Source organism: Spirulina subsalsa FACHB-351 (assembly GCF_026130165.1).
Classification (GTDB): domain Bacteria; phylum Cyanobacteriota; class Cyanobacteriia; order Cyanobacteriales; family Spirulinaceae; genus Spirulina_A; species Spirulina_A subsalsa_A.
In genome coordinates, this window is sequence record NZ_JAIHOM010000079.1 from 1 (window position 1) to 23,465 (window position 23,465).

Below are 23,465 nucleotides of genomic sequence, written 5' to 3' on the forward strand. Positions count from 1 at the left end.
GACTGGTAAAAAACTCGAAACTAGCTAAATCTATCAATGATGCGGCTTGGTCAACTTTTCGACAATGGTTAGAATATTTTGGCTTTAAATATGGTAAGGCTACGGTAGCAGTACCGCCCCATAATACTAGTCAGAATTGTTCTAATTGTGGAGAAAAGGTATTTAAATCTCTATGGACAAGAACCCATGTTTGTCCCCATTGTGGCTATGTAGAAGATAGAGATATCAACGCCGCTATTAACATTTTGAAAACGGGACTAAGTACGGTAGGGCATACCGGAACTCACGCTTGGGGAGAGATTCCCTCTGGCTTGGTTGGATACGTCCTGCTAAGTTAAGGAAACTCGTTGAACCAAGAATCCCTCGCTTTTAGCGATGGGAGTGTCAATGCTGAGTCTGCGTAGGTATGGCGATTTCAAAAGAGATTCGGCAACAGGTTCGAGAGCGAGCTAGGCATCTGTGTGAATACTGCCACTCCTCTGAAGAAGCCAGTGCAGCACGGTTTGAAGCTGAATATCCCTGTGAGGAAGACCAAAAACCCGGCCTCCGTCCACTCTACCACAGCCCCGTAGGTGTCCCCCGTATGCCCCCCCAATTTACGGTTAAACCACCATCCTGTAAATAAAGCCAGTCCCATCCCTGCAATGGTACTGATCACCACCCCTAACCATTTTTCTCTGTTCAGATATATTTGCAATGCGCCTAAACTCAGTAAAACAAACAACCCAATCAGTACATCTTGGGGAGAACGCAAGTATTGTTTATGAAACGCGCCCTTGCCTGTGGGTTTGAGATAGGGATAAAAGGCGATCGCACAAACCTGACCCCAACGGCCCCAACCTGCCGCCCCCACCAGTCCCCAGAGAATTGGGAAATCCCCCCGACTTAAATCATAGAGCGCGACCATTTTTAACAACAGAATAATCCCCCCCACCATTACCCCAAACGCCCCCGTATGGCTATCCTGCATCACCTCTAAGCGACGATTAGGGGTCAAAACCGCTAATCCATCCGCCGTATCCATTGCCCCGTCTAAATGCAGCCCATTGGTCAACTTGAGCCATAGCACAACTAAGACTAAACTGCGCGTCAAGTCAGGAACTCCTAACACCCCTAAACCCAAGTCAAAGAGAGCTAATCCTGCCCCCAAACCACAACCAATCACTGGAGCCCAGCGCGCAATCCGTTCAAAACCTAATGGCCAGGAGGAAGGTAGAGGGAGGCTAGTATAAAAAACCACACTCCCCAAAAACGACCCAAGACAGGATAAGCTGCATTTTCTGAGCCACTTTATCCATTTATGTACTTGCAACTGCTTCATCTCCTGTTAAACTTGAAACAAGCGAGTTCAAGAATCTTGGGCTAAGATTGGGTCAGAGGTAGTTGTTAGGAAACTATCTTATTCCCAAATCCATTCGGGCGTATTTCCGATGATTGATTTTAGGGAGATGATATTTAGGGAAATAATAGTCTAGATATTCAGTTAGATGTTTAGTCATCTGAATGTTTTCACTCTAAGTCATTCTACTCTAAAGCTTTGGGATCTAGATAATTATACCTAATGCAACTTCTATTAAATTGCCAATAGCCCCAAAGTGTTATTTGTCTAGTGTTGTTTGTCTATTGGTCTATCTTTAGGGCTAAACCCTAGCGCTCTGAGTTGTTTAGAGCATAGTCGAAATAAGCCCCCATCTCATCAATGGCTTTTTCCCCATGAGTTATAATCAGTTCTCTCACTCTATCCCCGCTCCCTGCATAGTAGACACCGGTCTTATCGTCAACAAAGACGATATGCGTCGTCTGCTCAGTTCTTTAGGCAGGGTGCGTTATATTCATACCTTGGATGATCAGGTGCAAAATCAAGGTGAAGGTTGTATTTTAGAGGTTTTTACTGACCCGAGTCAGGCCACTTTAATCGCCAATCGGGCTTTATACCTTAACGTCTGTAGCTTTGACTATTTGCATCTCCATCAATCTCCTGAAGGAGATAGTTTCTTTGATTTAGTGCAGGAAAACCGTCAGTTAAGGTTGATTTCTCTGGGAAATCCCTTAAATGATCAAGAAAGCTCCCGTAATTTAGATGAAGCGGCTTTAGAAGCCATGTTAACCCAAGTGCTTTCCGCCAAATGGGATGTACAAATGGATGACGAAGACGATTGTCCTTTTTAATGCCTGTTGGCTGAGGACAAAAACTAGTACACACCAAAAGGAAAACAAGAGTGGGATTTTCGTTTCAGCTTAAAGCAACCTGTCCAACAACTCAAGCCAGGGCTGGCGTGTTTCATACGCCTCATGGGGTGGTTGAAACCCCCCGTTTTATGCCAGTCGGAACGGCCGCCACGATTAAAGGTTTAATGCCTGTGCAGGTGGCCGAAACGGGGGCGCAAATGATTCTCGCCAATACTTATCATCTACATATTCAACCCGGGGAAAAAGTAGTTGAGGCGGCGGGTGGGTTGCATCAGTTTATGGCGTGGCGATCGCCCATTCTAACCGACTCCGGAGGCTTTCAAGTATTTAGCCTCAGTGAATTGCGTAAAATTTCGGAGCAAGGGGTAACATTTCGCTCACCCCGAGATGGGCGGCTGATTGAACTGACCCCCGAGCGTTCTATTGCCATTCAAAACGCTTTAGGGGCAGATGTGATCATGGCCTTTGATGAATGTCCCCCCTATCCCGCAGAACGGGGGGAAGTCATCGCCGCCACCGAACGAACCACGCGCTGGTTAGAAAGGTGCATTCAAGCCCATCAACGCCCCCAAGATCAGGCCCTATTCGGGATTGTCCAGGGAGGAGTGTTTCCCGATTTACGCATTGAGGCCGCTAAAACCCTCATTCAGTTTGATCTTCCGGGTTATGCCATTGGAGGGGTGAGTGTGGGAGAACCTCCCGAATTAATTCATGAAATTGTACGGGCTACTGCGCCGATCTTACCGCCCGATAAGCCTCGTTACTTGATGGGAGTGGGGACTTATCGAGAAATGGCGATCGCCGTTGCCGCCGGAGTGGATCTCTTTGACTGTGTAATCCCTACCCGTTTAGGGCGACACGGCACCGCCTACGTCAAAGGGGAACGGTGGAACCTGAAAAATGCCCAATATCGGGAAGATTTCCGCCCCCTTGATGAAACTTGTCCCTGTTACTGTTGTCAGAACTTCAGCCGCGCCTATTTGAATCATTTAATCAAAGCCCGTGAGATGTTAGGCTTTATTCTGCTCTCTCTACACAATGTTACCGAATTAGTTCGTTTCACCCAACGGATGCGCGAATCTCTGTTACAAGGCACGTTTAGCACCGATTTTGCCCAGTGGTTGGAGGCAGAGAAAATCTAGAAGGAAATTGAAAAAACTACGGTTGAACTGACTAAATCAGTAGTCGGTTTTGTCTCCTATTTTTTCTGAAAAATAGCCCATTTTTTCCACTATTTTTTCCACATTTTAGGCTTGACTTTTGACTTTTAGAATGATATTCTAGATAATGGGAGTGGTTGCGCTCATTGAACAGTTCAACCACTCCCATTATGAAGAATACCTAATTAAATGTATTCTCCCAAACCCTTGCCTCCCTGTCCAGCAAAATTTACATTTCTTAACAAAATAAAATTTTCCTTTAAAACCTGAGTCCATCCGAAATAGACCGACTCCTGATATCTTAGAAAAGAGAACGGGGTTACTTATCTTCTATTCATGGCTCGGATTAATCTCCTAGATACACGCACTACAACGTTCGGCGAATTAATTGGTAATGGCAAGATATACCAAGTACCATCCTTTCAGCGTGATTACTCTTGGAACGAAGAAAATTGGGAAGACCTTTGGCAGGATATTCTAGTGCTTCACACCAACAGTAATTCTAGCCATTATATGGGGGCAGTCGTTCTCCAAAACTCCGGCACTTCAGATAAAGAGTTTACCATCATTGATGGACAACAACGGTTAGCCACTCTCAGTATTATAGCCATTGCAGTTCTTAAGCAAATCCAAAACTTAGTAGATCGAGAACAGCAAAAGGAAGAGAATCAAGAGCGGCAAGACATTTTAAGACGGACTTATCTGAGCGATAAAGATCCCCGCTCTCTTCGCTATTCAAGCAAAATCATATTAAACGAAAACAATAATGACTTTTATCAAAGTAACTTAATTAATCTTACTCTCAATCGCCAAGTGGGAAATGAGATTTATTCAATCAAGCGAGAAGTTTATCAGCAGAGTGTGTATCAGCTAACCCAAAATATAGAGACTGAAGAATGGACTCCCAATGCCCTAACGACAAGGCAGAGACACTTAGCCCAAAGAGCTATTCATGTTTGGCGATCTGATTTTCAGTAAGTTGAGGGGGTCAGAATCCCCTCATTTTGCTTTGCCTTTAGATCTAATCACTCAAAGCGGCACGAATGGCCTCAACTCGTTTACGATTGACCCCTAAATCTGACTGACCTAAACGAGAAGCAGAACGGACATGAATGACATTGGCATTAGCATCTAGATAAAATTCCACATCATCCACATAACCCATAATTTTGCTTTTAAATTCAGCGTAAAGGTAATTATCTGTTGCTTCGATGATAGTTGTTCGTTCCATCCCTTCGATGACTTGGCGCAATTGGGACATTGGCACAGCAGGCAGGGGGGCGATTTTCGCCGGAGTTTGATCACTTTGACTGTTCACACAGTTGGGACTATTAGGACAAGGGGCTAATTTTCCGTCTTTTACGCCTAAATTGGTGGGTCGTTTGCCTGCAAACATGGGGTAGTCTCCTTAAGTAGCTCAGGTTGAGGAATTGATTTGTTCAGCTAGTCTACCGTGAACTCTGAACCGGAATCTAGATCAGGGCGCAGATATGCTTTTGACGATTTGACTCCCCCATAAACGTTCTAAGTCTAATTGTGCGGCGACTTGCGCGAGTTTTTTCCGGTCTTTTGGGTCGGATAAATAGGGGATGATCCCTAATACGGGAACATGGGTTAATGACTCAATTAAATCGAGGGGAATCCATTGGCTTAACTGTTCATTAGAGACTAAAGAGGTGCAGTTAAATACAATGCCTTTTAAGGGAATTTTGGCTTGTCGGGCGAGGGCAACGTGGGCAACGGTTTGACCAATGGCTCCTAATTTTACGGGGACGACTAATATGGCTTGGAGTCGCCATTCTCCGGCTAAATCGGCGACGGTTAATTCTGCGGTGACGGGGGATCCGAGTCCTCCTAATGCTTCAATTAGCACGAATTCTTTTGCTTGTTGTAGTTGGTTGAGGTGTTGCCAAATGCGGCCTAAGTCGATGGTGCGACCTTCTTGTTGGGCGGCTACGGGGGGGGCTACGGGGGTGTCGAAAACGAGGGGGGTGGTGATGTCTGGGGGGAGTTGAAAGAGTTGTTGATAGAGTTCGCGATCGCCTACTCCCGTTTGCATGAGTTTCATCAATCCCAAGGTGGCTGGATTATGGTACTGATACCAGTAGGCTACTAAAGCAGAAGTTAAAACGGTTTTCCCCGCATCGGTATCTGTGGCTGTGATTAATAAGCTTTGTTTGTTCATCAAAAAACTCCTTGTGGATACCCCCACCTCGCGCTCTTCAGGTGGGGTTCAGTTTAAACCCCATCTCAAGTGATCCTAAAGCACGGGTGAACGTTCTCGCTTGCTAGAAGCAGCATGGGGCAAAAATCCATCGTGACATACTCCCGACCCTCACGCTTCGCTTAGAGGGCGGGGCTTCCCGCCGAATAGCTAAAGGGTAGAACGAGAGGATTGACGAGGAATCGACCATTCATCCCCATCCCCTTGTGGGCGCGGAGCTTCAAGACTCCCTGAATGTGGGTATACTGGAAGCCGTGCCGGATCGTCAGGTCACAAATGGGGGCCGTAGATGTTGGGAGTCTATCACCTTGAGCGACTCCACGGAGAAGGTTACACGGTTCGCTGAACAGCGAGTTTTCAACAACTAAACACAATAACAACGATAAGGAAAGAATGGAGTTACAAGGAAAAGTCGCCCTAGTTACTGGAGGGGGGGTCAGAGTTGGACGCGCTTTAGTGTTGGCTTTAGCTAAAGCTGGATGTGATGTGTTTATTCACTATGGCAATTCTGAGGCGGCGGCGGCTGAGGTCAAGGCGGAGGTGGAGGCGTTAGGAAAACGCGCCTTTACTTACTCGGCTGATTTGGGCAATCCGACGGCGACGGATACCATTATCCCCAAGGCGGTGGAGGTATTCGGTCAAGTGGATATTTTGATTAATAGTGCCTCGATTTTCCCGGAAGAGGTAGACCGCTTCGATCAGGTGGATGTGACGTTATGGGATCAATTGTTTGCCATTAATTTGCGTGCGCCGTTCCAACTCTGTCAAGCTTTTGCCCGGCAAATCCCCCCGGAGGGTAAGGGGAAAATTATTAATATTAATGATGCGCGGATTCCTCGCCCTAAGCCGAACACTTTTGCCTATCGTTTAACGAAGCGGGGACTCTGGGATATGACGGAAATTCTGGCGCTGGAGTTGGCCCCTCGGATTACGGTCAATGGTTTAGCTTTGGGGCAAATTTTGGAGCCGCCGGATGTGCCGGATGCTAAGAAGTTTATGGAAGATTTTGCCAATCGTTTAATCCCGGTGAAAATTCCGGGCAGTCCTCAAGTGGTGACGGACACGGCAATCTTTCTCCTAGAACAAGATTTCATCACGGGGGCAACGGTTCGTTTGGATGGTGGGCAGTTTATCTGAATGGAGTGAGGTTCCGCACCCTATTCTAGAAACCCGGTTTCTCGGTCTAAATGCCAATTTTTCGGCAACTATGACCAAAAACCGGGTTTCTTCTCTGTCATGGCTAGGATTGATTCATCCCTCCGCTTTCAGAATTAGCAATAGGCGCTGATGTCTTCGCCGCATTCATCGGCTAAGTAGCAGAGGGCGCGGAAGCGTAAACTGACAAATTGCTCGTAGAAGGGGTTTAATTTGCACAGGGGGGGGATATGGAATAAGGTCTTGCCGAAGAGCTTAATATCGCGTTCAAAGGGGCATTGAGCGGGAATCCAATGACAGATCCAATGGGCTAACTTAACGTTTTTGATGTCTAAGTTATCCATCCACTGTTTTAAGGGGTAGAGGAGGTCAAATTGGGGTTTTTTCCCAAAGGGTTGAGGAGTGGTTTGAGCGGATGTAGTAGTGGTGGATTCGGTGGTCCAACTACTGAGAATAATTTGCTTAATTGTATAACCTGTTACATCAACCATAGTCTTTTTTTGCTAGGGGTTTTTGCCAATAACCGACTCTCTCTTTGCTCTACCCGAGGGTTCGCTGTTTTTCCGGATGACAAGGGATTTAAGCCTAGAAAAATAGGAGATAGCAGAGCCTCAAAGCTAGTGATTTTATGGCATTGAGCGGATTTAGGGGTAGATTGTTCCCGAGGGAAAAACCTCTGTTGATCTCTGGAGAAAAATCGGGAGGGAATTTTCAGGTTAGGGCGAGATGAATGAGGTTTAGATGGATTGAATGGAGGGAACAGTGTGACCCGAAGCGGACGCTCTTTCAGGATACTATTTTCTGAACCTGTTTCCTTTTTTTATTGTGTCTGGTTTGGCGGGGATTTGATGTGTTTTTTATCACAGCTTAAGGGTGATGAATTGGGGGGGGTTTTAGGGGTTTGGATCATCCTCAAAGGGGGAATCTGGACTATCGGCGATCGCATCTAAAACGCCACCATCAAGCAAAGGGGTTGAGGAATCAGGGTCTGGGGGCATTTCTAAGGTGAGATCCTGTAGTGTGTCTGGTTGGGGTTCGTAGCGATGAATGCGGATTTGATGGAGTCGGGGGCCTTGGGCGGAGGCGATGGTAAACTCTAGGTTGTCGTAGTAGAGGGTTTCACCTTGATTGGGGATTTTCTGGAGTTGATAGAGTAAAAAGCCGCTGAGGGTTTGGTAGTCGTCGGTGACGGGTAATTCTAAGCCTAGCAGTTCGTTGACTTCTTCTAAGTCCATTTGGGCTTGTACGAGGAAGGTTTGATCATCGAGCATCTCAAAGGTGAAGTCGTCGGGATCTTGGGGTTCATCTTCGCTGCCAATAATCTCGGCAATTAAATCCTGAAGGGTGACTAATCCGGCGGTTCCCCCAAATTCGTCTACGACCATGACCATTTCTAGGTGCGATCGCTGCATCAGGGGTAATAGTTCACTCAGGGACATCACTTCGGAGATAAAACGGGCTGGACGCACCCAAGGCTGAATAGGGGTTTCGGGTGCTAAACGACCTTGAGCCAGGGGAACGGAAAGGTCTTTAAAGTCAATAATGCCCACAATATCATCGAGGGAGTCCCCGGTTACGGGATAGCGAGAATGTCCCGTGGTCACGACAACATTGAGTAACTGGTGAAAGGTAGCATTCCGTTGAATGGCCGTCAAACGGGTGCGGGGAACCATCACTTCCTCGGCTAAGACTTCCCCAAATTCAAAGACATTTTTTAACAGTTCTCGTTCTTCGGCTTCCAGTCCGGTGGATTCTCGTTCTGTGGTGATAATCAGTTGTAATTCTTCTGGGGTAACGCGATTATAGCCACTATAGCCGGAGTGTTGAATTCCCACCCGTCGCAGTAAGCAGCGCGTGGACTGATTGAGAACCCAAATAAAGGGGTTAAAAAAACGGGCGATCGCCAAACTCGGAGGCCCCAAGAAACGGGCTAACTCCTCCGAGTAAATCAGGGCGACGGATTTGGGGCATAATTCCCCTAAGACAATTTGTAGGTAGGCAATGGCAAAAAAAGCGGTCATGGTTGCCAAGGAGTGAACCAGAGGGACTTTTAGGACATCGGCTAAGGGCCAACTATTCACCCCCACCTGCAAAAAGGCCGCCACTGTACTTTCCCCAATCCACCCCAGGGCCAAACTAGATAGAGTAATGCCGATTTGGGTCGTAGATAACAAACGCTCAATACTGCGTTGTAACGATTGCACCGTCTGAGCTTGGACATCCCCAGCCTCCACTAATTGATTAATGCGCGATCGCCGCACGGAAACCATAGAAAATTCCGCCGTCACAAAAAACCCATTAATCGCAATCAGTAGCAGCACCGAGAAGAGTCGCGGCCACAAATCCTGAAACGTCAGTTGCGAAGCAACATCCACAGCTAAAATTTTGCCTCCAGAACTGACATCACACCCCAGACCCGCCCATTTAAACTCACATTACCCATTCTGTAAGGTTGCCATTTACGGTTGCCATTTTCTTCTGCTATTGTGCCTTAGAACCTAGCGAATGGGAATATCCGCCAAATTCAATTCCAAAGTCCGATCCGGATAGTCCGTCAACAACAGGGACAACTCCTTAGAATCCGTCAACAGTGCCGTCGGGATTTTCACCGTCCCCGAAAAACTTTGACCATTCGCGGGTAATTCCCCCGGTAAACCATCAGTAATCGCACTCAGCGCCCGTCCTTGCTCATCTTTAACCTCTAGGAAACTATATAGGAAGCGAACCATCTGACGACCTTCATTTTTCAGATTCACCGTCAGCAGCAAAGCATCCCCCTCTTGAGAGGCCCGGGTAATTTCCATCGTCACCCCTCGTTGTTCATCCCGAATCGGCAAAGATTCCGAGAGACTAATTAATTGAGTATCAGCCCCCGTCTCGGAATCGGTGGCCACAGAGGCATCACCATTAGCGGATTGAGTGGTAGTTTCCGTGGGTTTCTGAGGCTCAACCTTCCCAGTCATCACCGCTTCAGCGTGTTTTATTAACTCCTGTTCGTCCAACAGCATTCGCAACTCTTGTTCCCCTTCAACCGGGGCTGCATTTTGAGTTAATTTCTTAGAAGGACTAACATCAGGCTGAGAAACTCCTTTTAAGGCTTTATGACCTAGGGTGAAGCCCCAGAATCCACTAGCGACCCCAGCACCTGCCATCAGTAGGAGTAAGAATAAGGTTAGAACAATCGTCGAATTGACTTTCATAGGAGAATTGTTAAAATGCCAGTTAATGATTATCACCCATCACTATACAAAAGTTATTCCAAGAACCGCTAAAATTTCCAGACTAAATCCCCAGACTAAATCCCCAGACTAAATCCCCAGACTAAATCCCCAGACTAAATCCCCAGACAGTGATGGGTTTTTAGGCGAAGCTTGGAATGAGAGGTGATCTTTGCTTATAATAGTAGGGCTTAACCAGGGTTGGCCGAGCGGTTTAGGCAGCGAACTCATAATTCGCCCTAGGCAGGTTCAACTCCTGCACCCTGGATGCTGTGAATCTCCTCAAAAATCATCTATTGAGAAAGCATCTAAAAGCATCTAATAGAAAAAACGCTTGAGAGTCTGTCCGTGTTTCGACCTCAAGCGCTTTTTCAATTTCTCCTCACACTCTACTTAAGAATACACGAAGTTTTGCGGATGTCAAGACTTTTTTCCCATCTTTACAAAAATTTAGGTTTTGTCCAACCGTCCCAGCCATGAGGGAGAAAAGAACAAAGCAGGCTAGAATCGGTGGGATTGAGAGGATCACAGCAGAGATCCAGCTATCCCTAAAGGAGTGAACTGATGAGTAATGGGTTAACCTATCCATTTTTGCCCCAACCTGAACCGATTTTCGGTTTACTCGGGGGGCCAGTAACAGATCCCGTGGGGATCTTCCTAATTATTATGGCCATTATGCTGGTTGCTCCCCTGATGTTTGAGCGGTTGCGGATGCCGGGGATTGTGGGTCTTATTTTAGCGGGGGTGTTAGTGGGACCCAATGGATTAGGGATACTCCAACGAGACAGTACCATTATCCTGTTAGGAACCGTCGGGTTGCTGTTTTTGATGTTTTTAGCGGGGTTAGAAACGAGTTTAGATGACCTCAAACAGAATGCCAATCAAGCGTTAGGATTTGGGTTTGCCACCTTTGCCGTGCCGATGTTGATGGGGACTTTTGCTTTTTTGGGGTTGGGATATGGTTGGCTAGCGTCTATTTTAGTGGCTTCTTGCTTTGCTTCCCATACCCTGCTGTCCTTGCCTGTGGTGAGTAAATTGGGGATTATGCGATCGCCCATCGTCACCACAACCCTAGGAGGCACACTCATCACCAACGTTCTCGCCATCTTAATCCTAGCCGTTGTCGTCAAAGCCCATCAAGGCGATTTAACCCTAACCTTTTGGCTCATTCTCATCCCCGCCCTAACCCTTTATACCCTAGCCACCCTTTGGGGAGTCCCCCGCCTAGGACGTTGGTTTTTTCGGCGTTTTGGACATGATGAAGGAGCAGAATTTTTATTCGTCGTCGCCACCTTATTTGTCGTCTCCTATGTCGCCAAACTGATCGAAATTGAACCCATTATTGGAGCATTTTTAGCCGGGATTGCCATTACCCAATTAATCCCCCAACTTAGTCCCCTCATGAACCGCATTCAATTTATAGGCAATACCCTATTTGTCCCCTTCTTCCTCATTTCAGTTGGGATGTTAGTCAACCCCGGCATTCTCATCCAAGAATGGGAATCCTTATTAGTCGCTGGAGTAATGATTACCGTCGCCATTGTCGCCAAATTTATCCCCGCTTGGCTCACCGGATTAATCTTCCATTACCCCCATTCTAGTCGCTTCACCATGTTTGGTTTATCCGTCGCACAAGCCGCCTCCACCCTAGCCGCCATCACCGTCGCCTACAACATTGAATTAGTCGATCAACGCACCGTAAACGGCACCATTGCCATGATTTTAGTCACCTGTTTACTATCCCCTTGGGTAACAGATCGTTGGGGCCGACAAGTTAAATTCAGCCGAGAAAAAGCCAGCCCAACATCCTCTGAATCTCCCAAAAATTCCCCCAACCAACCCATTAAATATCGAATTTTAGTCCCCGTTGCTAACCCCAACACCGAGGACAATCTTTTACAATTAGGGATTTTATTAGCCAAACAGAGTAAAGGCACCTTATTACCCTTTCATGTCTTATTAGATAATCTCGGTCCAGTTTCCCCAGAAGATAAAACCCGCCAAGAGCAACTATTAGCCAATGCCGAACAAATCGCCCATGCCGCCGTAACCACCGTAAAAACCATTGGTAGAGTAGATGATTCTATTGATAAAGCCATTGTCCGCGCCACTCAAGAAAATAACGCCAGTTTAGTCATTTGTGGGTGGAAAGGTTACTCCAACTACCGTGATAATTTCTTTGGGAGTGTGATTGATAATGTCTTGCGTCGCTGTCCTGTTCCCGTATTAGTAACCCGCTTTACCTCCCCCCTCAAAACCACCCGACGGGTAATTTTAGCCCTTCCTGACTCCGGGAAAATTCAACCCTGCTTAGAGGAAGCATTACTGATTACTAATACCCTCGCGACAGAGTTAAAAGCCCAGTTAGAAGTTGTGCAGATTACCCCCAATAATCAACGCATCCCTAATGTGTTAGAAATCCCCGAAACCTTAGATGATATTGCCTTAGAACAAAAACGTGGTAATTTTGTTTCTGCCGTTTTAGAAAAAGTCGGTAAGGATGATTTATTGGTATTAATTGGCTCGTCAGATATCACCCTAACGGGTTTATCTGTGTTAGGAAAAGTGCCTGAAGCTATTGCGCGAAGTGAGCAAAATATATCCATTATGATCATTCACTACCCCAATGAATGAACAGTCAATAGGAATATATAGAGCTTGCTGAATAACTCTACTCGTGGGGCTAGGGAACACCGGATCTGGGAACAGGAAGGGGAGTCAAAAAAAGGCAAGCCTTTTTGATTATTTATCCCTAAAACCTTGCAGTTTCTCGCTCTTAAAATAGCCCAAAGCCCTATTAAAATTGCTTAGATGGTGGATATTCGGCAGACCCTACTGAGTGTCCGCTAGTGTTGTCCTATTCGCCCTCTGACCCATTCGCAGCTACAGGGTGGTATTCCCCGCCATTCCCCAGCGGCTAAGGCGAGGCGGCGGTCATTGAAACCTAAATAGGGCTTCCCCTTAGTGTATCATCAGGAGATAGGAACACAATGTATGGATGTCGGCAAAATCAAAATTAGTCCAGACAAGCAGCTAGGCTTGTTATTAATCACTGTAAGAGCGGGGACTGTCAAGTATTGCCTTCAGAATGACTATGACTAATCCAAAACGAGTTTTAGTAATTGATGATGATGATGGAGTTCGAGAGATTATCCAAATTTGTTTAGAAGCGGCCGCCGGGTGGGAAGTGGTGACGGCGGCATCAGGACAGGAAGGTTTAGACTTAGCCCAAGCTGAACAGCCCGATGCCATCCTTTTAGATGTGATGATGCCGGAAATGGACGGACCGACGACGTTTCGTAAACTTTGTGCTATTCCTGAAATTCAACATATTCCCACGATTCTCCTGACGGCAAAGGCTAAAATCAGTGAGAAGGAACAGTTTATTAATTTGGGCGTAACGGGGGTGATTACGAAACCCTTTGAAGCTCAGGACTTAGTGGATCAGATTTGCGCCATTTTAAAATGGGAGAATGAATTATTGTCATGACCAATTCATCTGAGGAAAAAACTGTTACTCCTTTACAGTGCCTGTGGGGGGCGCTGATCTCTGGGGGCTTGGGTTTGCTACTGTATCGGTTAGATAGTGCGATCGCCCATACCTTCGCCAACAAACCCCTCCCCACCGCCAACACCACCGCCCTCAACCTTTCCGTCGCCGTGCGAACCTTGGTAGTTGGGAGTATTACCCTCGTAACTTGTTTATTTGCGATCGCCTCCCTCGGATTAGTCGCCCTCGCCCTCCAAACCGCTTGGCAAAACCGACAAAACCCCGATCAACAATAACCCGTCACGCACCCCCCTGTTTTTTGGTAAGCTGGTAGCTATTCAGCTTGCCTAACACGACGGTGCAACTCTGGTATGTCCTCTCAACTCTTCCAAGAAACCCACAGCAACATCAACAACACCGGAGCAAGGCTCTTGCAATACATCCGAGAGCTACGCAACGCCCAACTTGAAGGGGATGATACCGAAGCCCTACAAAAAATTGAACAAGGTATTCAAAAAGCCCTCACCGCCCTTCATGAACAGCGCTACCAAGTCGCCGTCATCGCCGCCATGAAAGCCGGAAAAAGTACCTTTCTCAACGCCTTGATTGGTTCAGACGTTCTCGCCAGTGAAACCGAAGCCTGCACCGTCTGCCGCACCGACGTTAAACCCATCCCCCCCACAGCCTCCCCCTGTCTTCTAGAATACCGAGAAGGTCACAGCGAACCCGTCGCCGTCGCCGAAGGCGAATCCTTCCTCATTCGTCATCACTTCCTCGAAAGAAACCACCTCATCCGTGCCACAGGCAACCGAGATCACACCACCCGCTTTGAACTCCATCACCCCATCGCCGCCATCCAAGACCTACCCTCCCTCCAAGGCTTCACCCTCGTAGATACCCCCGGCCCCAACGAATGGAAATCCGCCGGATTAGATAGCATCAGCCTCAAACAAACCGCCCTCGAAGCCCTCCGCAACTGCGACGTTATTCTGTTTATCTTGGACTATTGTTCCTTCAAAGACAACACCAACTCCGAACTACTACAAGACTTAATTCAACAACGCAGTGAATTCTTAACCCGCAATCGTGGCGTAATTTACTTCATCCTCAACAAAATTGATCGTCAAACCGAAGAAGATCGCCCCATCGCCCACGTCGTTGATGATTTACGCCGCACCCTCAATGAATTTGGCATCCCCAACCCCATCATCTATCCCGCCAGCGCTTGGCAAGGCCTCCTGTCTAAACTCATTGCTCAAGGCATTGCCACAGAAAGCCATCTCAAAGACTTTAAACACTTCTTTAGTGCGCGCTATGCCAAAGAAACCGAAGACGGCGACTTAATGATTCCCTCCCCCAAAAAAATCGCCCCCCAAGCCCTACAAGATAGCCTCATCCCCATCATTGAAAAATCTGTCGTCCAAGATGTCGTCAACAATTCCGGCTGGAACTTATTACGGGATGTCTTAGCCAAACTCGACAAATCCGCCAAAGAAGTCGAAGACATTTTGAACGCTCGGATTAGCGGCTGGAAAATTGAAATTAAACCCCTCCGGCAACGGATGGAAGAATATAAACGACTCGCCAAATCCGCCATCGTCCAAATTCGCGGCGTGAAAAAATTAGTCGAACAACAAGAACAAAAACTGGTCAACCAATTTAAACGGGAAATTGTCGAATTTGCCGAGCGCGCAAAACTCACCATTCAGCAAGAATTTGAAATCTTTGCCCAGTACCGTTTTTCTGAATTAACCACCACTAGCACCCCCTTACAGCTAGATTTTCCCAGCAAATCAACCCCCACCTTTGCCGGGTTTCCCGTGCCGCAACGTTTAGGAGAATCCCTAAAAAAAGCCGTGCGCGACTTACTCGGAGATGAAGAAAACCCCTACGCCATTCGTTGCACCTCTCAAGAAGAAGTCGAGAAAATTAAACAAGATATTAACCGTTTTTGTTCCATTTTGATTAAAGATTGGTGGACCAATACTCAAGACAAACTCTCCAGAGATGGCACATTAATCCGTCAAGAATTAGTAGCACAAATTCGCGATAATGTCCAGCAAATTTCTAATGAATTATCCCAATATTTAGGGGAAGCCTTAGAAATTACCATGAATATCAACCCCATTCAAATGTTAGTCTTTGACTTTCAAGGGATTGATACCCAAGTGCAACGACAAACCGAAAACTATACACGCTGGAAAAAGGAACAGAAAAAAGCCTTCTGTCGGGATTATGAAGTCGATATTCAAGTGGACGATCGGCGCTCCTACTATGAGATTGATTTACGCTTAACTATGGAGGCGATTAAGCGAGAAATCGATGCCCAAACTACGGGTAGTTTAGTTGTCGTTGAACGAGTGATTAAAAAGCAAGTGTCGGAAGATTTCAGCAATGCAGAACAGCAAATTAATGATTATATTAATCGCTTTTTGATTGAATTTGATCGCCTGTTGAGGGAGCGAGAATTACGAGAAGCCCAAGTTGATGAAATTTTAGCAACGTTAGAAGTGCAGAAGTCCTTACTCCATCAATATGTTGATGAATTTGAGTCGATTCGCGATTCCTTAGAGATGTGGAAACCTCGGTGACATCCTCCCCGGCCTAAAGGCACAGGGATTCCCAGTCTGTCCACATAGGAATAGGGAACAGGGAACAGGGGAAGTCGGGAGTCGGGGAGTGGGAGCAGGGGAGCAGGGAATTGATAATTGATAATTGATAATTGATAATTAATAATTGACAATTGATAATTGATAATTGATAATTGACAATTATTTCCGACACCCGACATAGGTCTTAACTGATCAAGGTTGCCCCTAACCGCAATTCATCCCACGCTGCCCTATCTGGTCAAACGTGGGGCTTCTTGCGGAAGGAGTTAAACCGTTGCTTCTTCCTGAACGAGTTTCTCCCAGCCCAAATCCTTCAGGGAATTATTGCGACGCAGAGGACGAGTCACTAACTCTAAAATATCCCGAGCATTACTAAAGCCGTGAATTTGGGCAAAAGTGAACTCAACAGACCATTTGGTATTAATCCCCCGTGCTTCTAAAGGATTAGCATGAGCCATCCCAGTAATCACTAAATCCGGCTGAATGGCTTTAATCCGTTGCAATTGATTGTAATTGTCGGGTTTTTCCACAATATTGGGCGTAGAAACTCCCATCTCTTGACAGGTTTTCTCTAACAGCGCTAACTCGGCCGCTTGATAGCGTTTGTCCATGTAGGGAATGCCAATTTCTGGCACCGTCATCCCACAACGAATGAGGAAACGAGCGAGGGAAATTTCTAACAGGTTATCCCCCATAAAAAAGACCGATTTTCCGCGAATCAGTTGGAGATAGTCTTCTAAACTTTCCCAGATTTTCGCTTCTCGTTCTGCTAATCCTTGGGGTTCAATGCCAAACACGGAGCAGATTTTCTCAATCCAAGCGCGGGTTCCATCGGGGCCAATGGGGAAGGGTGCGCCAATGAGTTTACACTTGCGACGACGCATCAAGGTAGTGGCAGTGCGGGAGAGGAAGGGGTTCACTCCGGCGACATAATAACCTTCTTCAATGACGGGGAGTTCTGTATATCGTTTGGCGGGGAGCCATCCTGACACTTCAACGCCTTGTTTTTTCAATTCTAAGGTGAGGTTGGTCACGACGGGATCGGGGAGAGAGCCGAAGAGGACGAGGGGCGGGTGTTTCGGTTCGCTGGTGGGGGCGGTTTCTTCGGCTTTGCGGCCAAAGGTGAGGAGTTTTTGAATGGCGTTGCGTTCCTCTTTTTCGGCTTCGCTGGTGACTTTGCTGGGGCAACGGTGGGCCATTGCGGCGAGTACGGTGTCTTCCCCTTGGGTGAAGGCGTAGTCTAAACCGTTGGCGCGGGCGGTGACAATGGGAATCCCGATTTCGGCTTCTAGTTTGGGGGCGAGTCCTTCGAGATCCATTTTTATGATTTCGGTGGTACAGGTGCCAATCCAAACGATAACGCTGGGGTTGCGATCGCGCTTAATTTGCAAGCATAATCGTTTCAGTTCCTCATAGTCGTTCAGTTGGGCGGAAATATCCCCCTCTTCTAGTTCAGCCATAGCATAGCGAGGTTCGGCAAAAATCATCACCCCCATCGCATTTTGCAGGAAATAACCACAGGTTTTTGTGCCGATGACTAAAAAGAAACTATCCTCAATTTTTTGATAGAGCCAAGCGACGCAACTAATGGGGCAAAAGGTATGATAATTTCCGGTTTCGCAATCAAAGTTTAATCCGGTAGGTTCTTGAGCAACGGTCATTTTTCTCTTCTCTGGTAATGTGAGTTAGGTGTTAATCGTTTGTGTTATCCCCCTAAATCCCCCTTTGAAAGGGGGACTTTTTTTGGGTACACCTTCCTAATGGGAACTTTCAGTCTTTCCCCCCTTCCCAAGGGGAACTTTCAGTCTTTCCCCCCTTCCCAAGGGGGGCTAGGGGGGATAAAAGTTCCTCACTAAACCATCATCAAATCTAACTCCTCCTCCACACTCACCGAGGCGGCTTTAGGAGGATTGAGATAATAGTCAGAAAGTAGGGTGAATAATTCCCGATCTTGTGCCTCACTGGGAACAACACCCTCGGGTAGGGCTAAAACTTGATCGGCAATATTGAGATAAAAGTCACAAACATAATTCAGGGAGGGATCTTGTTCTGCCATCTCAAACAACGTTTTCCCTTTCACCCGAGAAACCCGAATATCTTCAATTAAGGGCAGCACTTCTAACACGGGCATGGGAACCGCTTCGATATACTTTTCAATTAAATCTCGTTTAGAGGTTCGATTGCCAATTAAACCCGCTAAACGGAGAGGGTGGGTACGGGCTTTTTCTCGTACAGAAGCGGCGATGCGATTGGCGGCAAAGAGGGCATCAAATCCATTATCGGTGACAATCATGCAGTAGTCGGAATAGTTCAGGGGGGCAGCAAATCCGCCACATACTACGTCGCCTAATACATCAAATAAAATGACATCATATTCATCAAAAGCGTTTAATTCTTTGAGCAGTTTAACGGTTTCTCCCACCACATAACCGCCACATCCTGCACCTGCCGGGGGGCCACCTGCTTCGACACAATCCACTCCCGCATAGCCTTTATAAATTACATCTTCAGGCCAAATATCCTCATAGTGAAAGTCTTTTTCTTGTAGGGTGTCGATGATGGTGGGAATGAGAAACCCCGTGAGGGTGAAGGTGCTGTCATGTTTAGGATCACAACCAATCTGTAATACTTTTTTGCCCCGTTTGGCTAGGGCTACGGAGATGTTGCAGCTTGTGGTTGATTTACCGATGCCACCTTTTCCATAAACTGAGAGTTTCACGTTGGTATATCTCCTAAATGATAGGTCGTTTAAAGGTTTGGGAGTTTTTCTAGTCGTTTCTCTTGTTTGCATTATTGACTAGGGGGATGGTTCTTGGAAAGGGGGGCAAAAAATGAATCGGAGTGTTAATGGGAGTTTTTGCTTGTATTTGCGTTTAATGAGCGAAATTAGTTAACAGAAACAATTTTAAGCTTGTTTAAAGTTTTATTTTTAATTTTTAGTTTTTTATTATATTAATAAAGTACAATAAAAAATAATTTCTAAGCTTCAAGCTTAATCCTCACGCTGGAACGCTATCCCAGCAAGGAGAATAGGCTTTATTTCTTGGGCTTTAGTGGGGTTTTGTCCTTTTAGGAAGTTTCGATTAAATCCTGAAATAGGGCTGGAATGGGTGGAATTTAGCCTATAGTTTGGGGGTTTGCTGAGTGAGATTAGCGCAAAAAAGCCCCCCGGGAACTGGATTCTGGGAGGATTTTGGTCAATTTTAAAGGGGGTTTCAGCGAGTTAAGGGGAGAGGTAAAGAATAATTACATTTTGAAGAACAAGGAAAATTGGGAATAGGCATTCTTGACCAGTTTATCTGACCGTCATTCCAAATTGGTGGGAATATCGGGGTGATTGTTAACGGAGAGGTTTTTTAAATTGAGGAGGGTATTGCGTTCGACGGAGGGGTTGGGATCGGAGGTAGAAGGCGATCGCCGATTGACTACTTTCCCTAACTTAGCCGGATCATTTGCCCCTAAACCGATGAGAAGTTTGGGACCAGACTCTCCTAAGCGGATGATCATGCCATCCACTACCCTCGCTTGGGTAATTGATTTACCGTCGATATAGGTTCCGTTTGCTCCAAAGTTGATCAATTCCCACTTCGACTCAAAATTTTGTAATTCAGCGTGACGACGGGAAACTACTGCACTGTAAAGAACAACGTCATTCTGGTTGCCTCGTCCTAAACGGACGACGGTTTCAGAATCAAACAGCCAACTTTGCACGGGGGTGGATTGGCTCGGATGCAGTAAAGTTAGGGTAATCACCGCAGTTTATGACCAATGAGGTTGAGGATGGCAGAGGGACTGATACAGTCTCCGCATAGTAGCCATCATAGTACAAGTTAACAATGGAAGGGAATGACTAAAAGTGGCAAAAAAGCAGCAATCAGCCAACTCCAAGCCCACCAGGGAAGATGATAGGGGGGTTGGGGATCGTGGAGTAGGGCTTCAATGCGCTCTTGTAGGCGATCGCGCAATATCGGCCGTTGAATGGGTGCGGTGATACTAGCGGGGGTGAGTAGGGGGGCGCTAACCACCATTAAAAGGGACTCCGCTAATAATAACCCATCTACCGATTGAGTCGCCCAACGATCAGCCCGTAATTCCCGTAATAACAGCAATTCCTCCCAAAGCGCCTGAGTTTTAGGCAACCAAGGGGTGAGATGGCGTAAACAGCCTAACCAGAAAAACCAAAAGGTATCCCGATAGTAAATATGGGCTTGTTCATGGCGTAACACAGCGTTGAGGTGTTCAGCATCCAAGGTATTTAACAGACCTTGGCTTACGACTAATTGCGGTTGCCAAAATCCCACTTGAGCGCAGAATAAACCCTCACTCTCTAAGAGGTGGGCAGAAGGGGCAGGAGGGGCGAGTTGAACCCGAGGGTAGGATTGGATGGTTTCTAGGGATTTCCCGCCTGCTAGAGCTTGTTTAAGGGGGATAGAGAGTGCAATCAGGAGAAAGCCGAGAACAGCCCCGTAACTGAGGGGATCTGTGGGCAGTCCCATCATCTGGCCTCGGGGTCCCATACAAAGAACCGCGATCGCCGTCATCACCAAGAATAAGGGGGGCAGGGTAAAAGCAATCATCGCCCCTACCCACCGTTTAGACCACCCATCTTGAGACCCAGAATCTTGGCAGGGGTGCCAACTGTAACGAATCGAGACAGCAACAGCGAGGACGAATAAACTTAAAAGTAAGTGCATTAGGACTCCTTCTCCTCGCGGGCTTGACGAACCGCTTGTAAACGATGGGCGATCGCCTGAATTTGCTCCAAACTCGCACTATCGAGACTATCCGCAAAAGCCGCCACAATATCCGGGTTACTCACCGCCAGAAAACGATTAAATTGCTCGTAAGCAAACAAGACCTTCGCCTCCTCCTGACTCATGCGAGGCGACCAAGAAAACGCCCGTCCTTGTTTGCGAGACGTTAACCAGCCCTTTTTCTCTAAACGCTGTAACACCGTGGTGACAGAAGTATAGGCAAGTTCACGATCCGGATCCGCCAAAATCCGTTCATGAATATCTTTCACCGTAGCAGATCCCAATTGCCAGACCCAGTGCAGGATTTCCTTTTCCAACGGGCCTAGGGAGAGTTTTTCGGGACGATGATTAGGCAGGGGAGTCATAAATCAATCATTAATTCCTAGTGGATAGTGCATAGTTTACCTTGAATGTACTAGGAATATGGGCGTGGTTAGTCCGAAAGAACAAGGGGTGTGACCTTGACACACCCCTTATTGCCTCAGAATCGAAAATTTAAGCTGCAAAGAGATAGCTTAAGATGAGATCCCACCTATTCTCCTGCCTCCTCGGGAGCTTCGGTGCCTTCTACTTCGGGAGCTTCGGTGCCTTCTACTTCGGGAGCTTCGGTGCCTTCTACTTCGGGAGCTTCGGTGCCTTCAGGCATGGTTTCCTCGGTAGTTTCTCCGGGGGCTTCGGTGCCTTCGGGAGTGGTTTCAGGCTCAGTGCCGCAAGCCGCAACAGCAAAGGCTAAACCTAAAGCGAGCAATAATTTGACAAATTTAGACTGAATCATGTGTTTACTCCTCATCAAAGCCGGAAAATGAACTGTCCCTTAGATTTTAAGGGAAGGTTAAAAAAAATTAAACTGTAGATAAAGATACAGGAAATGTAGCAATTTCTACACTTGTGTTCTCCGTCCACCTCAAACCAAAATACACAAAAACGAAAATATGTCAAGTTTTTTGAAGCCAGTCAGGCCATCCCAAAGCTAGAAGCGTTACAATCCTGCTCTAGGCTGTAAATCCTTGCCTAGTGGGGAAATCAAAGGAATTCATCGACAGGTTATCTCCGTACTAATACGGAGAAAAAAACAGAAATTTAACAAAATGTTGCGGAATGCCCCTTCCTCGCCAACGGCAGGGTGGGGTAGTTCACTTATGTTCACCAAGATTTTAAATATTTTTTTAAGATTTAAGACATTTTTGGTAAAAAGGGGTGACTTCTGCTTATGTTGGATGTGGGTTAGTATTGGTGACTCATAAACCTTCGCTGCTGGCTCAAGGTCAAGCTCAATGTCAAACAGCAAAATCCCGAACAGCAACATCCCAGCAGCCATCTTGATCTTCCGAGGGACTTTTCCTATGAAATTCTCATCTCATCTCCTGCGTTCAGTCCTACTGACAACATTTTTTAGTTTTGCTGCCCCGATTATTGTGGCCGGAATGCTCCTCATGAGCTTTTGGCTGTTCCAAATGTTGCCCTACGGTCATGATGTGGGGCAACTGTGTATTAATCAAGTTCTTACCTTCTTGGCGGTGTTTGGCAATGGTCATCCCGTGGACGGAAGTATTACCATTGGACTCTGTTGGGGTTTTGTGGGGGCTATGTTTGATTTATGTACGTTCTATCGCTATCAACATCTTTAGGTTGATTAATTGAAAGCCTTGAAGGAACAACAACTTGAGCGAATATCTTTATCTGCACGGCTTCGCTTCGGGGCCGCAATCCCGTAAAGCCCAATATTTGTGCGATCGCTTCCGAGAAAACCACCGCACTTTATCCATCCTAGACTTGAATCAAGGGGACTTTTCCCATCTCACCCTAACCCGACAAATCCACCAAACTCAAGCCGCTTTCCCCAACGCCACAACGCCTGTTGTCCTCATCGGTTCCAGTTTTGGCGGTTTGACAGTCACTTGGGTGGCTGAAAAATATCCCCAAGTAGAACGCATTATCTGTTTAGCTCCCGCATTTGGCTTTTTAGCGCACTGGCTACCGACCCTCACCCCCTCCGAGTTAACCCAGTGGCAAGAGACAGGCTACCGTCCGGTATATCATCACCAAGAGCAGCGCGAGATTCCCCTCCATTACGGATTCATTGAGGATCTCCAGCAATATTCTGAGCAACAGCTAGAGCGTCCCGTACCCACGCTGATTCTGCATGGCATTCATGACGAAGTAATTCCGATTACAGCCTCCCGTGACTATTGCCAAGCGCGTCCTTGGGCTGAATTGATCGAACTCGACTCGGATCATAGCCTAGGGAACGTATTACCCCAGATTGGACAGGAAATCCAGCAATGGCTCGCCAAGAAGGTGTTAGCTAACTGCCGAGAAGCCCCGCGCTCTCCTGATAGGGAAGCACCGGGATGAAAGGCAGGTCAATTGAGGAGTTCAATGCCCCGCAAATTGACCCATCAAATAGGTGTAGGTGATTGTTAGAGTTTGACCGAAAATAATGGGATACAAGCCCCATCCTTCAGGACGGCTTTTTATTACCCATTTTTCAATTCCATGTTATTATAACACTTGATATCCATTAACTCAGTACCATCCGTGTTTGTCTACGAGTTTAAGGTCTACCCTAAACCACAACAAATAACCGCCATTAATGAAGCAATTAGGACATCCCAATTTGTCCGAAATAAAGTCCTTCGTTATTGGATGGATAATCCTGGTA

23 protein-coding genes, 1 tRNA gene and 1 pseudogene are annotated in these 23,465 nt (G+C 46.7%); 13 read left to right on the forward strand and 12 right to left on the reverse strand.

Going from position 1 to position 23,465, the window contains the following annotated elements; all coding sequences use genetic code 11:
• Positions 1-338 (forward strand): RNA-guided endonuclease InsQ/TnpB family protein (locus K4A83_RS15090; RefSeq protein WP_265265444.1); only part of this gene is annotated, 338 nt, incomplete at its 5' end.
• Between the two features lie 77 nt (positions 339-415).
• Here the strand turns inward: K4A83_RS15090 and cobS are convergent.
• A complete protein-coding gene (gene cobS / locus K4A83_RS15095) occupies positions 416-1,321 on the reverse strand; it encodes an adenosylcobinamide-GDP ribazoletransferase (protein WP_265265445.1) in 906 nt (301 codons plus the stop codon).
• 392 nt (positions 1,322-1,713) lie between these two features.
• On the opposite strand from cobS, the gene K4A83_RS15100 reads away from it, so the two are divergent.
• The 3 genes and pseudogenes from K4A83_RS15100 to K4A83_RS15110 form a co-directional block, all read left to right on the forward strand.
• A complete protein-coding gene (locus K4A83_RS15100) occupies positions 1,714-2,169 on the forward strand; it encodes a hypothetical protein (protein WP_407810044.1) in 456 nt (151 codons plus the stop codon).
• A 50-nt stretch (positions 2,170-2,219) separates the two neighbouring features.
• Positions 2,220-3,332, forward strand: a complete 1,113-nt coding sequence (gene tgt, locus K4A83_RS15105; RefSeq protein WP_265265447.1) for a tRNA guanosine(34) transglycosylase Tgt — start codon at positions 2,220-2,222, stop codon at positions 3,330-3,332.
• 354 nt (positions 3,333-3,686) lie between these two features.
• Positions 3,687-4,238: pseudogene (locus K4A83_RS15110) on the forward strand (DUF262 domain-containing protein); the annotation flags it as partial.
• A 133-nt stretch (positions 4,239-4,371) separates the two neighbouring features.
• Here K4A83_RS15110 and K4A83_RS15115 read toward each other — a convergent pair.
• Both K4A83_RS15115 and bioD read right to left on the reverse strand, forming a co-directional pair.
• Positions 4,372-4,746 (reverse strand): DUF1499 domain-containing protein, encoded by a 375-nt coding sequence (locus tag K4A83_RS15115; RefSeq protein WP_265265449.1) that lies wholly within the window; start codon positions 4,744-4,746, stop codon positions 4,372-4,374.
• A gap of 81 nt (positions 4,747-4,827) precedes the next feature.
• On the reverse strand, positions 4,828-5,535 hold the full coding sequence (gene bioD / locus K4A83_RS15120) for a dethiobiotin synthase (RefSeq protein WP_265265450.1): 708 nt from the start codon (positions 5,533-5,535) through the stop codon (positions 4,828-4,830).
• A gap of 432 nt (positions 5,536-5,967) precedes the next feature.
• On the opposite strand from bioD, the gene K4A83_RS15125 reads away from it, so the two are divergent.
• Positions 5,968-6,711, forward strand: a complete 744-nt coding sequence (locus K4A83_RS15125) for an SDR family NAD(P)-dependent oxidoreductase (RefSeq protein ID WP_265265451.1) — start codon at positions 5,968-5,970, stop codon at positions 6,709-6,711.
• Between the two features lie 134 nt (positions 6,712-6,845).
• On the opposite strand, the gene K4A83_RS15130 is transcribed toward K4A83_RS15125, so the two are convergent.
• The 3 genes from K4A83_RS15130 to K4A83_RS15140 all read right to left on the reverse strand — a co-directional run bounded on the left by K4A83_RS15130 (position 6,846) and on the right by K4A83_RS15140 (position 9,929).
• Complete coding sequence (locus K4A83_RS15130; protein ID WP_265265452.1) at positions 6,846-7,220, reverse strand: Mo-dependent nitrogenase C-terminal domain-containing protein; 375 nt, start codon at positions 7,218-7,220, stop codon at positions 6,846-6,848.
• 402 nt (positions 7,221-7,622) lie between these two features.
• The gene (locus K4A83_RS15135; protein ID WP_407810045.1) at positions 7,623-8,999 is read right to left on the reverse strand and encodes a hemolysin family protein; all 1,377 of its coding nucleotides are present in this window, start codon (positions 8,997-8,999) and stop codon (positions 7,623-7,625) included.
• Positions 9,000-9,227: 228 nt separating this feature from the next.
• Positions 9,228-9,929 (reverse strand): hypothetical protein, encoded by a 702-nt coding sequence (locus tag K4A83_RS15140; protein ID WP_265265455.1) that lies wholly within the window; start codon positions 9,927-9,929, stop codon positions 9,228-9,230.
• A 213-nt stretch (positions 9,930-10,142) separates the two neighbouring features.
• Between K4A83_RS15140 and K4A83_RS15145 the strand changes: the two genes are divergently transcribed.
• The 5 genes from K4A83_RS15145 (at position 10,143) to K4A83_RS15165 (ending at position 16,028) form a co-directional block, all read left to right on the forward strand.
• Positions 10,143-10,215, forward strand: a tRNA-Ile gene (locus K4A83_RS15145).
• Positions 10,216-10,511: 296 nt separating this feature from the next.
• The gene (locus K4A83_RS15150; protein ID WP_265265456.1) at positions 10,512-12,581 is read left to right on the forward strand and encodes a cation:proton antiporter domain-containing protein; all 2,070 of its coding nucleotides are present in this window, start codon (positions 10,512-10,514) and stop codon (positions 12,579-12,581) included.
• A gap of 460 nt (positions 12,582-13,041) precedes the next feature.
• Positions 13,042-13,437: a response regulator gene (locus K4A83_RS15155; RefSeq protein ID WP_265265457.1), complete on the forward strand. Its 396-nt coding sequence runs from the start codon at positions 13,042-13,044 to the stop codon at positions 13,435-13,437.
• Positions 13,434-13,733 (forward strand): DUF3082 domain-containing protein, encoded by a 300-nt coding sequence (locus K4A83_RS15160; RefSeq protein WP_265265458.1) that lies wholly within the window; start codon positions 13,434-13,436, stop codon positions 13,731-13,733. Before K4A83_RS15155 ends, K4A83_RS15160 begins: the two co-directional genes overlap by 4 nt.
• A 75-nt stretch (positions 13,734-13,808) precedes the next feature.
• On the forward strand, positions 13,809-16,028 hold the full coding sequence (locus K4A83_RS15165; protein WP_265265459.1) for a dynamin family protein: 2,220 nt from the start codon (positions 13,809-13,811) through the stop codon (positions 16,026-16,028).
• A 287-nt stretch (positions 16,029-16,315) separates the two neighbouring features.
• On the opposite strand, the gene K4A83_RS15170 is transcribed toward K4A83_RS15165, so the two are convergent.
• The 6 genes from K4A83_RS15170 to K4A83_RS15195 form a co-directional block, all read right to left on the reverse strand.
• The gene (locus K4A83_RS15170; RefSeq protein ID WP_265265461.1) at positions 16,316-17,710 is read right to left on the reverse strand and encodes a ferredoxin:protochlorophyllide reductase (ATP-dependent) subunit N; all 1,395 of its coding nucleotides are present in this window, start codon (positions 17,708-17,710) and stop codon (positions 16,316-16,318) included.
• 191 nt (positions 17,711-17,901) lie between these two features.
• The gene (gene bchL / locus K4A83_RS15175; RefSeq protein WP_265265462.1) at positions 17,902-18,768 is read right to left on the reverse strand and encodes a ferredoxin:protochlorophyllide reductase (ATP-dependent) iron-sulfur ATP-binding protein; all 867 of its coding nucleotides are present in this window, start codon (positions 18,766-18,768) and stop codon (positions 17,902-17,904) included.
• Between the two features lie 587 nt (positions 18,769-19,355).
• Positions 19,356-19,802, reverse strand: coding sequence for an FHA domain-containing protein (locus K4A83_RS15180; RefSeq protein ID WP_265265463.1), 447 nt, complete (start codon positions 19,800-19,802; stop codon positions 19,356-19,358).
• 77 nt (positions 19,803-19,879) lie between these two features.
• Entirely contained in the window at positions 19,880-20,743 is an 864-nt protein-coding gene (locus K4A83_RS15185) for a M56 family metallopeptidase (RefSeq protein WP_265265464.1), read from the reverse strand.
• Entirely contained in the window at positions 20,743-21,168 is a 426-nt protein-coding gene (locus K4A83_RS15190) for a BlaI/MecI/CopY family transcriptional regulator (RefSeq protein WP_265265465.1), read from the reverse strand. Before K4A83_RS15190 ends, K4A83_RS15185 begins: the two co-directional genes overlap by 1 nt.
• 167 nt (positions 21,169-21,335) lie before the next feature.
• A complete protein-coding gene (locus tag K4A83_RS15195; RefSeq protein WP_265265466.1) occupies positions 21,336-21,578 on the reverse strand; it encodes a hypothetical protein in 243 nt (80 codons plus the stop codon).
• A 568-nt stretch (positions 21,579-22,146) separates the two neighbouring features.
• Here K4A83_RS15195 and K4A83_RS15200 point away from each other — a divergent pair.
• The 3 genes from K4A83_RS15200 to K4A83_RS15210 all read left to right on the forward strand — a co-directional run.
• The gene (locus K4A83_RS15200; protein ID WP_265265467.1) at positions 22,147-22,431 is read left to right on the forward strand and encodes a hypothetical protein; all 285 of its coding nucleotides are present in this window, start codon (positions 22,147-22,149) and stop codon (positions 22,429-22,431) included.
• A gap of 34 nt (positions 22,432-22,465) precedes the next feature.
• A complete protein-coding gene (locus K4A83_RS15205; RefSeq protein ID WP_265265468.1) occupies positions 22,466-23,158 on the forward strand; it encodes a YqiA/YcfP family alpha/beta fold hydrolase in 693 nt (230 codons plus the stop codon).
• A gap of 183 nt (positions 23,159-23,341) precedes the next feature.
• Positions 23,342-23,465, forward strand: a 124-nt coding sequence (locus K4A83_RS15210) for a helix-turn-helix domain-containing protein (RefSeq protein WP_265265469.1), incomplete at its 3' end; no start/stop codon positions are given.